The organism is Bartonella sp. TS25HLJMH, from assembly GCF_042193505.1.
GTDB lineage: Bacteria > Pseudomonadota > Alphaproteobacteria > Rhizobiales > Rhizobiaceae > Bartonella > Bartonella grahamii.
In genome coordinates this window covers 15056-29855 of sequence record NZ_JBHILV010000007.1, presented here as the reverse complement: position 1 = coordinate 29855, position 14800 = coordinate 15056, and the positions used below count along the sequence as shown (strand labels likewise).

Below are 14800 nucleotides of genomic sequence, written 5' to 3'. Positions count from 1 at the left end.
GAAGATTTTTCATTTGAGCTTATCATAAAGCAAAAAACTGTATAATTTATAAAGTAAAAAGAAAATATTTATTACAAAATTAACAAATAATAACAATCATAAAAAGTTTTTTGAGGCATAAGCCATATATTACTTTTAGTTTTAAATAATATAAATAGATTTTTTTATGGTAAAAATGAAATATTAAAGAAATTTTTACAGAATATATTAAAAATATTTTTCTTATCTTTACTTTTACATATTTGTAAGAAATTTAAAATTAAAATCTCTTCACTTGTTCCCTCACATGTTGAGAAGGTTATTTATTTGAAAATGAATTAGCGTGGATAAAGGGCAGATTGAGGTTTTTGTCATTTCAATTTGCTAGTTTTTCAAAGGGGTGGCAATAAGTTGAGGTAAAGTATTCGAGTTTTGCAAAGTTATTCTCCATATTTATAATATTTCAGAATTATGGTGTACACATATTAAGTCTTGTTTTTACTTTAATGTAAGGTTCTATTTTGATATATGAGCGCGTTAAGATTTTTGCATTAAAGATTTATAGTTCAAACTATGGAATGGTAGTAAGGAATGTTTTATTATTTACTGATCTACTTTGTTTTATCCATTCTCTTAATTTATCATATGAAAGAATGTTTTTTGTTCCATATTTGTTGATTTAGAAGAGATGTTTTTATTCTTTCTTACTAAGTCCTTAATACTCTTTAACTTGTTATTGATTATTTTTTAGAACTTTTTTTTATGGAAACTTGCATTTATCAGTTTTACAGATTTTCATTCTGAATTAGATATTTTATAAAGATTCTGAAATCTTTGAAGACAATAAATATTATATTTTTAGGAATGTTGATTGAACAAGCGGGGATAATTCTATTGGAGAACATGAAGTGAATAGAGCGGGGTATTTCTTTTGTTCTTATTGATGTAAGTACTCTTTGTGTTGTTTGGCACATCATTTAAACGATTTTTCGGTGAAGATAGGGATCAGTGGTTAATAATGGCAGAAGCTTTAAAAGTTGGTGTTGCAGGACTTGGTACGGTTGGTACTTCAGTTGTTCGAGCTCTATGTGAAAAAGCGAATAGTTTAGCTTGTCAATGTGGGCGATTCATCAAAGTCGTTGCTGTTAGTGCGCGCGATAAAAACCGTAATCGTGGAATTGATCTCAGTGATATAAAATGGTTTGATTCACCTGTGGAGTTGGCTTCTTCTGATGAGATTGATGTTTTTGTAGAGTTAATTGGTGGTGAATTGGATGTGGTGTACACCGCTGTTAAGAGAGCGCTTGAGGCGGGACATCACGTTGTAACAGCCAATAAAGCTCTTCTTGCTCGACATGGAGTAGAGCTGGCTATAATTGCAGAAAAAAAAGGTGTTTTTCTTCATTTTGAAGCAGCTGTTGCAGGGGGAATTCCTGTCATCAAAGCGATGAGAGAATCACTTGTCAGTAATCACATATCGCGAATTTATGGTATTCTCAATGGAACCTGTAATTATATATTAACACGCATGTTTACGGAAGGTCTTTCATTTAAAGATTGTTTAGCAGATGCACAGAGACTTGGGTATGCTGAAGCAGATCCAAGTTTTGATATTGAGGGAAATGATACTGCTCATAAATTAGCTTTGTTGACAAGCTTGGCATTTGGAACAGCTGTTTCGTTAGATGATGTTTATGTTGAAGGAATTCATAATATTTCGCAAATTGATATTCGAGCAGCTGATGAATTAGGGTATCGGATTAAGCTTTTAGGGGTTGCATTAAAAACGGATTCTGGAATAGAGCAACGCGTTCATCCAACAATGGTACCAACATCTTCAATGATTGCACAGATAAATGGCGTAACCAATGCTCTTTCTATTCAAAGTGATTTATTAGGTGAATTACTGTTTTCTGGTCCTGGCGCCGGAGGAATGGCAACAGCATCAGCCGTTATTGGTGATTTGGCTGATATAGCAAAAGCGCGTTCTGGTTTTCAGTATGCACCTGTTTTAAGACGTCCAGCATTAGAACTTACTCCTCATAAAAAAGCACGTATTTCGCATCATGCAGGGGGTTATTTTATTCGTTTAAATGTTCATGATCGTACTGGTGTTTTTGCTGCGGTCGCAAGGCATATGGCTGATAATCACATCTCATTGGAGTCGATTGTTCAAAGATCTTTTGTAGAAGATCAAATTGAAAAAACAATTATTTTAATTACGCATGAAACAACAGAGGTGAATGTACGACAGGCACTTGCAGAAATTGAAAAAGATGGACATCTTGTTGCAAAATCTCAATTTATTCGTATTGAGCCTATGGCAGAGAATTGATAACTTTCTTGATAATGACAAAAAGGCAAGCTTGAGTTCTTTTGTCTCTTGTGGAAAATTTTCATCTTTGCCAAAAACTTTATTCTTAGTATTTAATAAGGACTCATATTTTTTCTGGTATTCATTCGGTAGGATTTTTTCATATGCCCACAACTCAGAAGATTTTAAATGGACTTGATCGTATTTTGACGCTTGAATTGGTACGTGTTACTGAACGTGCTGCTGTTGCTGCTGCACGCTGGCGCGGACGTGGCGATGAAAAAGCTGCGGATCAGGCTGCTGTAGATGCAATGCGGCAGGAACTTAATCGATTGCCTATTGATGGTACAGTGGTGATTGGTGAAGGTGAGCGGGATGAAGCACCTATGCTTTATATTGGAGAAAAAGTAGGTCTTCAAAGTGGATTGGCGATCGATATTGCACTTGATCCACTAGAGGGAACAACACTTTGTGCTAAAAATATTGCCAATTCTTTGGCAGTAGTTGCAATTGCTGAAAAAGGTAATCTCCTTTATGCTCCTGATGTTTATATGAAAAAAATTGCTATTGGTCCTGGTTATCCAAAGGGAGTAGTAGATATAGATGCTTGTCCTACCGATAATATCCATGCTCTTGCGAAGGCTAAAGGAGTGGCTGTTAATCAGATTGTTGTTTGTATTATGGATAGGCCTCGTCATGAAAAGTTAATTAATGAAGTACGAGCGACAGGGGCATCGATTCGCTTGATTGGGGATGGAGATGTTGCTGCTGTTATTGATACAACTGATCCAGAAGAAACAGGTATTGATATCTATATGGGGATTGGGGGAGCACCTGAAGGTGTTTTAGCTTCTGCTGCTTTGCGCTGTATTGGAGGACAGATGCAAGGTCGTTTGCTGCTAGATACAGAAGAGAAAATTGCTCGTGCAGCTAAAATGGGGATTAGTGATCCCAATAAAGCTTATACAATGGAAGAAATGGCAAAGGGTGATGTTTTGTTTGCAGCAACAGGGGTGACAGATGGCAATATGCTTTCTGGTGTTAAATTTACATCTCGTTACATTCAAACGGAAACTCTCGTAATGCGCTCCCATACGGGTACAGTCCGTAATATTAAAGCGCAGCATAGAGATCATTCAAAATTTGATTAATGTTTTCTTTTTTCGTCACTAAAAATAGAGGGAGTTTTTTAGGAAATACGCTTCCATGAATCTATTTTCATGGAAGCGTTTATAGATATGAGAATATCTTATTATTATGAGAGCTGGACAGAATGAACCCAGCCATTTTTATCTTCTATGTTCCCTTTTTGAAGGCCAACCAATTGTGTACGAAGCTGCTTTGTAATTTCTCCAACTGTTTCATTTCCAATAATAAATTCTCCCCCTTTATATTTAAAACGACCAATTGATGTGACAACGGCAGCTGTACCACAAGCAAAGACTTCTTTAAGGTGTCCACTCTTTGCATCTTCTTGAAGCGCTGCAAAAGAATAAGGACGCTCTTCTATTTTTAATCCCATTTGTTGAGCTAATCTTAAGATTGAATCACGAGTTATCCCTGGAAGAATAGTGCCGTTAAGGGCAGGGGTTACAAGTGTACTATCTGCCATAATAAAGCAGACATTCATACCACCAAGTTCTTCAATCCATTTATGTTCAATCATATCAAGAAAGAGTACTTGGCTACAATTATTTTGCGTTGCGCACTTTTGTGCCAGTAAGCTTGCTGCATAGTTTCCGCCACATTTTGCAGCCCCTGTGCCCCCTGGACCAGCGCGGCTATAATCTGTTTCAATCCATACACTGACAGATTTTTCTTCTCCTTTGAAATAAGATTCAACTGGAGAAGCTATGATACAAAAAAGATATTCTTGAGAAGGGCGGACTCCTAAAAAGTTTTCATTGCCAAACATAAATGGACGGATATAGAGGCTAGCGTTGGGATGATCAGAAACCCATTTTTGATCAATTTTTACTAATTGATGAACGGCATCCAGAAAAATATCTTTTGGCAATTCTGGCATAGCTAAACGCCTCGCTGATTCTATAAAGCGTTGTGCATTAGCATCAGGACGGAAGAGCAAGATGCGCTCATCTTTTGCACGATATGCTTTTAAACCCTCAAAAATCTCCTGTCCGTAATGTAAAACGGTACTTGCAGGGGTAATTTCTAAAGCTTTGTATTGAGAAATGATGGCATTATGCCAGCCTTTGTCTTCAGTCCATTGAATAGTACACATGTGGTCTGTAAAAAATTGACCAAAACCGGGACTTTTTAAAATTTTTTCACGTTTTTCTTCTGACAGAGGAGATGGGTGTTTTTCTATTTTAAAGGGAAGCGACGATATAGGAGATTTCATAAAAAAACCTTTTGAATATGTTTTATTTTTATTAATAAAAATAATGAGATATTTTGATCATAACTCTATTATTAACAAAACCTTTGTGTCAATGTTTTATTATAGAACACAAAGAGGTTTATTATAGAGTTCAAAGGCTATGATAGATATTTTAATTCTATTATCACCTCTTTTTCTCAACTTTATGAAGTAAGCTGGAACTTTTGTCTATAATTATCGTTTTCTCAAAATAAGTATCTGAATAATTTCATATATGCATATTTTCTAGAAATTAAAAGGTAAGGGAATTGAGAAAAGGAATCTACCATGATTGATAAAAATTATCACACATATGAAGAACGTATGGACGCAGAAAGAAGAGATAGTGAACAACGTGTTTCAATTGCTAAGGGTATTTTTGCTATTCTTCTTGCGGTCGTTATTATCTGGTTTATTTTTGGTTTTTTAGGATCTTTTTTTGCAAAATCTCCTGAACATAGTTCGCGTTATAATACTCCAGAAACAAGCCAAAGCGTAACAACGCCCAAAAAAGATTTAAATTCGTTTCCTTCTGTACCTTATACTTATAAGGGTACGCAGTGATTTTTTCATAAATATAATCTTTTAGATGGGACGAAAATCGACGTAGATTAAAGAATAAAGTCAGCACAAAGGCATAAAAAAGATTGGATGATTTTAATTCCTGAAGTTTTCAATAAGTAATTAAATGTTATGGAAATAAACAATGCAACAGTTTTAGTAACTGTTGCATTGTTGGTTTAGCGTGTGATGAAGCAGCTTCCTCCAAAACTCTTTATGTCTTCACAAAGATTTATGGCTTCGTTACGGCTTTGCGTTTGAATCCGAACACGGTAATAAGTACCTTTTCCTGGTATAAAAGCAGGTTGAATATTTAAAGAACGGGCACCGATAAGGAATCCAAATTTAGATTTCATATTTTTTAAAGAACCTCTAGCTAGCTCATGCGTTGGTTGAGATGCAAGTTGTACGTAATAACTTTCTGAATTTTGTGCTGCGACTCTGTTCGGTGATGTGGGGCGAGACGCGGTGGGTGTTTCAACTTGTGTATTTCTTTCTGCATGAGAAGGAATAGGGATAAATTTTTCTTCAATATTTGAGCTAGAAGTATTTTCTGCTATTATTTTATCAATATTATTCTTGAGATCATGGTCTATTTCTTGATTGTTTATATCAGAATCATGCGACGAAACAAGGGACGAATCTTGAAGTTCATTAGGAGTTTGATCAATGTTTTCTTCAGATTGAGCAGCAGTTTTGCTCTTTGTTTGATGTACGGGAGCTAGTGTAACTGTACCATCTTGATTTACAATAACAGTTTGTATTTCTTGCGTGGGAATAGTGTGGTTTATGGCCTCTGTGACTGCATCTTCAACATCAGATTCATTTAAAGAAGAAGATGAAACATTTGAAGATTCTTCAGGGTTTAATTCTTTTAAATTTTCAGGTTGTTCAGAGTTATCAATAAGAAATTGTTGTGTATTTTCTTGTTTCTCATTTTGTTCAGTTGTTTGTTTATAGATATCTAAATTATGTGCAACATCATTTTTCGGTTCAGTTGTTTCTGGTTTGAATTTAAAAGGCGCATTATCAGCGTGGATAATGACTGTTTCTTCATTTTTTTGTGATGGCATAAAAAAGTGCGAATAACCAGCAAATCCAATTCCTATTAAAATAAGTATAAAAATACCTTTAATGAAAGTTTTACCAAAAATAAAACTTTTTAAGGGAGGAGGAGCTGGTGGATGCGTGGGAACCTCATCTGAGCTTGTGTATGATGAATTCTCGCTAAAAGGGGGAAAATTATATTCCATATTAGCAGAAGAAAAATAGTCGGAATTTTGTTCTTTAGAGTTTATATAAACACCTTCTTTTGAATTTTGCATAGACTGATGAAAAACTTCACTAAAAACCTCATTTTTCTGTTGTTTTTGAGAAAAGTTATCCGTTGGGACATTTCCCACATTGAGTACATCAGCAAATTCTTCTTCTAAACCACCACTAGTTGGCACATCATATTCTGGCGCTTCATATGGGACTTCTGGAACCATAATAGGGCCAGTTTTTTCTACGATTTCCTCTGAAAATTTATAAGTATCAACATTGGGAGGGGGAGTATCTCTGTGCGTATAGTTATGGGCAAAAAAGCCATCCGTTTGTTTTGTATTCAAAGAGGCTGATGAGGAAAGAAACTCATCAGAATTATTTTCATTATATGAAATTTCTCTATTTGGGTTAGAGGCATCTTCGGTGTTATTGATGTATTGGGCTTGGGCCTCATTATATATTGGAACTTTTTCGTTATAAGTTTCTTGTTGTGAGGGGTTTTCTTCAAAAAAATGGGGATAATTGGTTGTATGATCTTTTTGTGAAGCCCCCTTTAAATAAGATTGTCTATCAACTGGTGGAGAATCCAAGGGTGAGGAGAAGGTACTTTTTGTTTGATTTCTGGTAGTGTTTTGTCTTTCTGACACAAGGTTAGAAGATGAGAAAAACTCATTTGCCTCTGTAGAAGAGGAGACATCAGGATAATCTTTTTTGATCCAATTTTCTTGATCAGCTGAAATTTTATAGGGATGGTTTATGGGAGTGACATAGAGGTTTTGATTGTCATCATAAGTTTGTTGTATATTCGTAGTTTCAGGCTGTTGTGAATTTGTTTGTGAAAAACGCTTGGTTCGTTCAACAGATTCTGGAATCTCTTTCTTATTTTCGCGTCTTTCAGATTTATCAAAAAAGAAATTTTCTGATTCTGATTGTGAAATAAGATTACTTTTTTTAAAAAAAGGATCAGCACTGGTTGCTGTTGTATTCTGTTGAGGGGATTGATTCTTTGGGATTGGTAATGGAGAAAGCTCATCTAAAATTTGTTCTTCATCATGACTGCTAGGTGAAGAATATTTCTCTTCAGATAAATTATTTTGTTTTGAATGGTTGAAAGAAGCAGCTTGTGCAATATCTGAGGCTGTTGCGTTGCTGGTTGCATGCAAGTCCCATTGTTTTTTTTGATCATCAAACGGTAAGTCATGTGCTAAATTATTTTCAAGTTCTTCTTCTAGAAAGGACAAATCAAAATCATCATCATGGGATGATGTTTCGGGGTGAGATGTTGATCGATCTGTCTGTAAAGAAGATTGCTCATTTTGGTTTCCGCTTTGTTGGTGCGGATTAAAAATGCGCGTAAGCCTTTCCAAAGGATCATGGTGTTCATGATCGTGTTTTGTTTCGTGTAGATTTTTGCGATCGTTATCGCTCATAGCTTTTCTCACATGGTGATTTGCATCTGCGTGCAATCAATGGTTGATTTTGATTTATTATATTAAAATTATAAATTTTCCCCCTCTCATGCAAGGATACATGAAAAAGTTTATCAATAGAGTACCTATTGTATGTATTTATAGAACTTTTTCAACGCATTTCTATTGGTGCTTCGACTCCTATGATGGTAAGTCCTGATGATAAAATATTGATAACAGCTTGTATCAACCCCAATCTTGCAAAGGATAACTCTTTATCATCAGGTTGAATAAAGCGTAAATTGAGACTTTCACTCCCTTTATTCCAATGGGTGTGAAAGCTGGAGGCAAGGTCATAAAGATAAAACGCTAATCGATGCGGTTCCTTATGAACGACGGCCTGTTCAATGATACGTGGATATTCAGAAAGTTTGCGTATTAACAATATTTCATGGTCATCTGTTAATCGATGAAGATGGGCGATTAATGTATCATTTGAAAAGCTTTTAATATGAAGCGCTTCTTGTGCTTGACGAAAGACTGAGTGACAGCGTGCACTTGCATATTGTACGTAAAAGATGGGGTTATCTTTTGATTGTTCTGTTACTTTTGCAAAATCAAAATCAAGAGGTGCTTCACACTTACGGTATAGCATCATAAAACGCACAGGATCACGCCCAACCTCTTCGACAACATCCCGTAAAGTGACAAAAGATCCTGCTCTTTTTGACATGCGTACAGGATGACCGTTGCGAAAAAGTTTTACCAATTGACATAAGAAGACGCTTAATTTAGCTTTATCCCCAGAAATTGCTTTTGCCATTGCCTCTAGCCGCTTTACATAGCCAGCATGGTCTGCGCCTAGAATATAAATCATTTCATCAAAATGACGATTAAATTTATCCCGAAAATAAGCAACATCAGCAGCAAAGTAAGTGTAAGAACCATCAGATTTGACTAAAACACGGTCTTGGTCATCACCAACATTTGTTGAACGGAACAAAGTTTGTTCACTTGGTTCCCAGTCTTCTGTATTTTGCCCCTTGGGAGGGGGGAGTTTTCCTTTGTAGATATAACCATTTAAAGTGAGGTCGTTGATGGTGTTACGAATGGCGCGTGCATTATCTGCATAAAGCATTCGCTCAGAGAAAAAGATATCATGATAAATATTAAGAGCAGCCAAATCTTCGCGAATCATGGACATCATTGCATGAATTGCACGTTCTTTCACAAGAGATAAGGCTTCATCTTTATCCATCGTGAGGAGTTGGTCACCAAACTCTTGAGCAAGTGATTGTCCCAATGGTATCAAGTATTCTCCAGGATAGAGTCCTTCTGGAATTTCATTAATTTCTTGCCCAAGAGCCTCACGATAGCGCAATAGTACAGAGTGGGCGAGGACTTCGATTTGTTGACCAGCATCATTGATATAATATTCTTTCGTAATGTCATAGCCCGTAAATTGCAGCAAATTGGAGAGAACATCTCCAATAACCGCTCCGCGGCAATGTCCTACATGCATTGGTCCTGTCGGATTTGCTGAGACATATTCAACATTGACGCGTTTTCCTTGTCCCATTGGGATACGACCATAAGAAGTGCCTAATTCAAGCATGGATTTTATAGTATCTTGCCAAAATAATTTTGTAAGCTTTATATTTATAAAACCAGGACCGGCAACATCTATATTTTCGATAGAGGAATCATTTTTAAGAAGTTCTATGATTTTATCTGCAAGTGCACGTGGATTGATTCCAATAGATTTTGCAAGCACCATAGCAGCATTGGTTGATAAATGACCATGGGAGGAATCACGCGGAGGATCAACAGTGATTTTTGATAAATCTAGATCTTCTCCATTTTTTCCTTTTATATCAGATAATTCAATTGATCTCTTAATTTTTTTTTCGAAGTTTTTAAAGATATTCATATTTAGCTTCCATGATGATGCCAAAAGCCATTAGACGAAATTATCTGTATGGTCAAATAACCGGTGATATTCACGTAGAGCGTAGTGATCTGTCATGCCTGAAAGAAAGTCAGCAATCAAACGTGCTAACTCTTGATTTTTTAAGTGCACTGTTTTGCTCTGCCAACTTTCAGGCATTGTATTTGGTTTTTCATAATAACAATTGAATAATTTTTGTACAATGCATTTTGCTGCATTGCGACGACTAAGAACTTGTTTATGGTAGTAAAGATTTTTAAATAAAAAGTTTTTTAGTTCTTTTTCATAAACAGTCATTGTTGGTGAAAAGGTGACAATAGTTTGTTTTGCTTGGTGAATATCGTTTATGCATGTTGGTTTGATGCGTGCTAAATTTTCTTCTGATTGTTTGATAACATCTTCAACCATGGTTGTTATTTGTCTTCGTACAAGTGTGTAACCGCGACGCGCTTGGTCGAGGTGGGGATGCTCATCTGTTATATCTTTTAATATTGCTGCTGTTAGTGAAACATCTTCAAATTGATCGAGTGTTAAAAATTGCGAACGTAGACCATCATCAATATCATGCGCATTGTATGCGATATCATCTGCAATAGCAGCACATTGCGCTTCTAGTCCTGCAAAACAATCGAGTGCAAGGTCTTGCTCTGCATTGTATTGTAAAATATCGATAGGAATTTCCTTATTCTTCGCGTGAGGACCTAAAAGGGGACCATTATGCTTTACAAGTCCTTCGAGGGTTTCCCATGTAAGGTTAAGTCCATCAAAATTTGCATAGCGCTGTTCTAGTTTTGTGACAATGCGTAATGCTTGTGCATTATGATCAAAGCCGCCATAATGTACCATAGCTTCATTAAGTGCATCTTCTCCAGCATGGCCAAAGGGCGTGTGTCCAAAGTCGTGAACAAGGGCAATGGCTTCGGCAAGGTCTTCATCAAGACAAAGGGCACGGGCTAATGTTCTTGCAATTTGAGAGACCTCTATGGAATGGGTTAGGCGAGTACGATAATGATCGCTTTCGTCAGCAATAAACACTTGCGTTTTATGTTTAAGACGTCGAAATGCATTAGAATGGATAATACGATCTCTATCTCGTTGAAAAGGTGAGCGTGTGGTGCTCATCGTTTCATGGAATAATCTACCACGGCTTGTTTGCGGATGAGCACTGTACACTGCTCGAGATTGGTAATTAAAGTTGATATTGCCTATATCCATTGCAAGTTGCCCATTATCATCTTAAAATTGAGAGTGGTTTATGACAAATAAACTGCTCTTTGAGTATGGAATACTCTTTCTTGATGGTTTAATGCAAGGATATATAAAATGAATGTGAAAATTTCAGATGTTGCTGCCAAAAAAATTGCACAGATACTTTTGCGTGAACCCGATAAAATAGCATTGCGTATTTCTGTTGAAGGTGGTGGGTGTTCTGGTTTTTCTTATAAATATGACTTGGTTTCTGAAATGTGTAAAGATGACCTCGTTCTCAAAAAAGATGGGGCAGTTGTGTTTATTGATTTACTATCACTTCCTTTCATGGAAGGAGCTGAGATTGATTTTGTTGATGATCTTATGGGGCAGTCTTTTCAAATCCACAATCCCAATGCTGTTTCATCATGTGGTTGTGGTGTGAGTTTTTCAATTTAAAATGATGGCTTTGTGATATTGTTTCTTGAAAAAAATATCATGTTGGTCAACAATGTGAAAATGGGTATTCTTATAAAAATAGTGCACCGATGTGTATGGTTGTGCGTGGTGCTTACTTTATTGATCTGGAGCCACTGTGCTTTTTCTGAAGAAGGAGAAGGGAAAGATCAGCAGCAGGGACAATCAAGGAGTTTTATTGTAAAGTCTCAAGAGCAGGAAAAAGAAAATGTAGCATCTCAAACACAACTCATTTTGAATGCTCGATTAACAAATAGTCATCCGGATATTGAAAAAGGGCTTATCTGGCGGGTTTATGTCCCTATTCTAGGGATTGATAATAAATTACCATTAGTGGCAACCTATAAGGGGGGAAGTGCACGTTTTGATCTCGAACCAGGAAGTTATCTTGTTCATGTCTCATTTGGTCATATGAGTGCTGTGCGCCATATTCGTTTAAAAAATGGACAGAGTCTTGTAAAAAACTTTAATCTTGAGGCTGGTGGTGTCATTTTAAATGCAACACTGCTCAATGGTGTAATGAATGAAAAGGAATTACGTTTTACCATTTATGAGGATGAAAAAGAAAATGATGATACGGGGGTGATTTTATCAAATATTAAACCCCAATCAGTTGTACGTTTAAAAGCTGGCCGCTACCATGTTGCTTCCCATTATGGTTCTATTAATGCGACGGCTCGTTCGGATATTCAAGTGGATGCTGGTAAAATGACAGAAGTTACCCTTGAACATCAGGCTGCTCAGATTGTCTTAAAGCTGGTACGACAAGAAGGAGGGGAAGCGCTTGCAGATACAAGTTGGTCTCTTGCCAATGATTCTGGTGATATCGTTTATGAAACAGTTGGTGCTTATGTTTCACTCGTGTTAGCGGAGGGAGAGTATATTGCAATTGCTAAAAATAAAGATAAAATCTATCAAAAAGTTTTTTCAGTCGTTTCTGGTCATGATGAAGATATAAGTGTGGTGGCGAATGAGCAAAATATGCAACGAATTGATGAAGATGTGGATTGATCGTTATTTATGGGGGTAACTATGATGAGAGACGGGGTATGAGTTTTGATTGAAATTTCAACAGTTGGTGTGTTTTTTGCTGGGGCGCTCTCTTTTTTGTCGCCCTGTGTTTTGCCATTAGTTCCTCCTTATTTGTGCTATATGGCAGGTGTTGGTATTGATGATTTTCGTTCAGAAAATCGTGATGAGAAAGTCTTTATACGGTGGGCTTTATTGTCTTCTGTTATTGCTTTTGTTCTCGGGTTTACAACTGTTTTTGTTGCTTTAGGTGCCAGTGCTAGCACAATTGGGAAATTCATCGGTTATTATCGTGATTGGTTTGCTCTTGCTGCTGGAATTGTCATTATTATTTTTGGTTTAAATTTTTTAGGGATTTTCAAGATCGCTTTTTTATTTCGTGAAGCGCGTTTTCAGACCAAAAAAACACCTGCTGGCCCTTTAGGCGCGTATATTATTGGTTTAGCTTTTGCTTTTGGTTGGACACCGTGTATTGGCCCCATTTTAGGCCCTATTATAACGCTTGCTGGAACAAAAGAAACTGTGGGAGAGGGAGCTATTCTATTAGCGGTTTATGCATTAGGTCTTGCTATTCCTTTTATGTTGGCAGCTTTATTTTCGAGCAGTTTTATGCGATTTTTAGGAGCTTTTCGTATTCATTTAGGAAAAGTTGAAAAAATTATTGGTGTTTTTCTTATTCTTACAGGAATTTTGTTTTTAACAGGCTCTATGCAGGATCTTTCATTTTGGCTTTTAGAACATTATCCTTCGTTGAGTTATATTGAAGATATTCGTTGGCACGATATTATGAATTTTTTTGGATTTTCTCGTTAGTCTTATGTGTTTTTATGGTTAGAAGTTGTCTTTCTATTGTTCTTGCTGCAGGTGAGGGGACGCGCATGAAATCGTCTCTGCCTAAGGTACTTCATAAAATTGCTGGATTGCCTCTTATATGCCATGTTCTAAAACAAATAGAATTGGTAGGCTCTTCACAATTAGCAGTCGTTGTGGGATTTGGTGCTAAGGAGGTTACGCGCGTTGTTCAGTCATTTGTAAAAGATGTGATGATTTTTGAACAAAAAGAGCGTTTAGGAACTGCTCATGCTGTTTTATCTGCTCGTTTAGCTTTGCAAAAGGAAGTGGATGATGTTCTCATTGTTTTTGGGGATACGCCTCTCATTCAGCAAGATTCATTGCACCAAATGCGTGCACAGCTTGCTGATGGAGCAGATGTTGTTTTTGCAGGTTTTCATACCGAAAATCCCACAGGTTATGGGCGTTTGATCGAGAAAAATGGTCAATTGATCGCAATTGTAGAAGAAAAAGGCGCTAGCGATGAAGAAAAAAAGATTTCTTTTTGTAACGGTGGAATACTCGCTATATGTGGAAAACATGCACTTTCTCTTTTAGAGAAGGTTGGTAATAACAATGTGAAAAAAGAATATTATTTAACAGATATTGCTGCTCTTGCAACACGCGAAGGATTAAATGTGCGTGTTGTTGAAGTTCCTTTTGAAGATATTGTAGGAATTAATAACAGTCTTGAACTTTCTGAGGCTGATTCTTTGTGGCAAAAACGTAAAGCGCGTGATTTAATGTTATCAGGTGTTACACTCTTAAAACCAGAAACACTCTATTTTTCTTATGATACAGAAATTGAACCAGGGGTGGTGATAGAACCAAATGTTTATTTTGGATTAAGCGTGAAAGTACAATCTGGTGCTGTTATTCATGCATTTAGTTATCTTGAGGGTGCTGTAGTTGGTAAGGATGCACAGATTGGTCCTTATGCACGTTTGCGTCCTGGAACAGAGTTGGCGAAGTCCGTAAAGATTGGAAATTTTTGTGAAGTCAAACAAGCTAAGGTAGGAGAATCTTCTAAAATCAATCATTTAAGTTATATTGGTGATGCCGAAATTGGTGCACATACCAATATTGGAGCTGGTACGATTACTTGCAATTATGATGGATTTAACAAATATAAAACCATGATTGGTGATTATGCTTTTGTTGGGTCTAATACGGCACTTGTTTCACCATTGGTAATAGGGGATGGCTCTTATGTTGCTTCAGGAAGTGTTATTACTGAAAATATTCCTATGAACAGTATGGCTTTTGGGCGTGCACGACAGGTTATAAAAGAGGGCTATGCGACAAAATTTCGAGAGCGCTTGTTAGAAAACAAACATAAAAAATGATTATTTTCAGTCTATTTCTTTGTTTCGTGTTAATCTAACGATGGATAGGATGTTTATTCTTAAAGATTGCCG

Annotated in this window: 11 protein-coding genes; 7 read left to right on the top strand and 4 right to left on the bottom strand. The window is 36.5% G+C overall.

Annotation, left to right across the window (positions count from 1 at the left end; all coding sequences use genetic code 11):
• The first annotated feature begins 997 nt into the window (after nt 1-997).
• Entirely contained in the window at nt 998-2314 is a 1317-nt protein-coding gene (locus ACFINF_RS04590) for a homoserine dehydrogenase (protein WP_375619862.1), read from the top strand.
• A 143-nt stretch (nt 2315-2457) separates the two neighbouring features.
• On the top strand, nt 2458-3444 hold the full coding sequence (glpX, locus tag ACFINF_RS04585) for a class II fructose-bisphosphatase (protein ID WP_015856516.1): 987 nt from the start codon (nt 2458-2460) through the stop codon (nt 3442-3444).
• A gap of 104 nt (nt 3445-3548) precedes the next feature.
• Here the strand turns inward: glpX and ACFINF_RS04580 are convergent, their stop codons facing one another.
• Complete coding sequence (locus tag ACFINF_RS04580) at nt 3549-4655, bottom strand: branched-chain amino acid aminotransferase (RefSeq protein WP_375619861.1); 1107 nt, start codon at nt 4653-4655, stop codon at nt 3549-3551.
• 306 nt (nt 4656-4961) lie between these two features.
• Between ACFINF_RS04580 and ACFINF_RS04575 the strand changes: the two genes are divergently transcribed.
• Nucleotides 4962-5237, top strand: a complete 276-nt coding sequence (locus ACFINF_RS04575; RefSeq protein ID WP_375619860.1) for a hypothetical protein — start codon at nt 4962-4964, stop codon at nt 5235-5237.
• Nucleotides 5238-5413: 176 nt separating this feature from the next.
• Here the strand turns inward: ACFINF_RS04575 and ACFINF_RS04570 are convergent, their stop codons facing one another.
• The 3 genes from ACFINF_RS04570 to ACFINF_RS04560 all read right to left on the bottom strand — a co-directional run bounded on the left by ACFINF_RS04570 (nt 5414) and on the right by ACFINF_RS04560 (nt 11072).
• Entirely contained in the window at nt 5414-7930 is a 2517-nt protein-coding gene (locus tag ACFINF_RS04570) for an SPOR domain-containing protein (protein WP_375619859.1), read from the bottom strand.
• Between the two features lie 151 nt (nt 7931-8081).
• Nucleotides 8082-9839, bottom strand: coding sequence for an arginine--tRNA ligase (argS, locus tag ACFINF_RS04565; RefSeq protein ID WP_375619858.1), 1758 nt, complete (start codon nt 9837-9839; stop codon nt 8082-8084).
• A 30-nt stretch (nt 9840-9869) separates the two neighbouring features.
• Nucleotides 9870-11072, bottom strand: coding sequence for a deoxyguanosinetriphosphate triphosphohydrolase (locus ACFINF_RS04560; protein ID WP_375619857.1), 1203 nt, complete (start codon nt 11070-11072; stop codon nt 9870-9872).
• A gap of 108 nt (nt 11073-11180) precedes the next feature.
• Between ACFINF_RS04560 and ACFINF_RS04555 the strand changes: the two genes are divergently transcribed.
• The 4 genes from ACFINF_RS04555 to glmU are packed head-to-tail and all read left to right on the top strand — an operon-like array spanning nt 11181 to nt 14728.
• Nucleotides 11181-11504: an iron-sulfur cluster assembly accessory protein gene (locus ACFINF_RS04555; RefSeq protein ID WP_015856510.1), complete on the top strand. Its 324-nt coding sequence runs from the start codon at nt 11181-11183 to the stop codon at nt 11502-11504.
• A 39-nt stretch (nt 11505-11543) separates the two neighbouring features.
• Complete coding sequence (locus ACFINF_RS04550) at nt 11544-12533, top strand: carboxypeptidase regulatory-like domain-containing protein (protein ID WP_375619914.1); 990 nt, start codon at nt 11544-11546, stop codon at nt 12531-12533.
• A gap of 45 nt (nt 12534-12578) precedes the next feature.
• Nucleotides 12579-13364 (top strand): cytochrome c biogenesis CcdA family protein, encoded by a 786-nt coding sequence (locus tag ACFINF_RS04545; protein WP_375619856.1) that lies wholly within the window; start codon nt 12579-12581, stop codon nt 13362-13364.
• A 14-nt stretch (nt 13365-13378) separates the two neighbouring features.
• Entirely contained in the window at nt 13379-14728 is a 1350-nt protein-coding gene (glmU, locus tag ACFINF_RS04540; RefSeq protein WP_375619855.1) for a bifunctional UDP-N-acetylglucosamine diphosphorylase/glucosamine-1-phosphate N-acetyltransferase GlmU, read from the top strand.
• Nucleotides 14729-14800: the final 72 nt, after the last annotated feature.

Bases quoted from the DNA above. Each gene is read 5' to 3' on its own strand.
- ACFINF_RS04575 (WP_375619860.1), top strand. From the start codon at position 4,962: ATGATTGATAAAAATTATCACACATATGAAGAACGTATGGACGCAGAA.
- ACFINF_RS04560 (WP_375619857.1), bottom strand. From the start codon at position 11,072: ATGGATATAGGCAATATCAACTTTAATTACCAATCTCGAGCAGTGTAC.
- ACFINF_RS04590 (WP_375619862.1), top strand. From the start codon at position 998: ATGGCAGAAGCTTTAAAAGTTGGTGTTGCAGGACTTGGTACGGTTGGT.
- ACFINF_RS04570 (WP_375619859.1), bottom strand. From the start codon at position 7,930: ATGAGCGATAACGATCGCAAAAATCTACACGAAACAAAACACGATCAT.
- ACFINF_RS04580 (WP_375619861.1), bottom strand. From the start codon at position 4,655: ATGAAATCTCCTATATCGTCGCTTCCCTTTAAAATAGAAAAACACCCA.
- argS (WP_375619858.1), bottom strand. From the start codon at position 9,839: ATGAATATCTTTAAAAACTTCGAAAAAAAAATTAAGAGATCAATTGAA.
- ACFINF_RS04555 (WP_015856510.1), top strand. From the start codon at position 11,181: ATGAATGTGAAAATTTCAGATGTTGCTGCCAAAAAAATTGCACAGATA.
- ACFINF_RS04550 (WP_375619914.1), top strand. From the start codon at position 11,544: ATGTTGGTCAACAATGTGAAAATGGGTATTCTTATAAAAATAGTGCAC.
- glpX (WP_015856516.1), top strand. From the start codon at position 2,458: ATGCCCACAACTCAGAAGATTTTAAATGGACTTGATCGTATTTTGACG.
- glmU (WP_375619855.1), top strand. From the start codon at position 13,379: ATGGTTAGAAGTTGTCTTTCTATTGTTCTTGCTGCAGGTGAGGGGACG.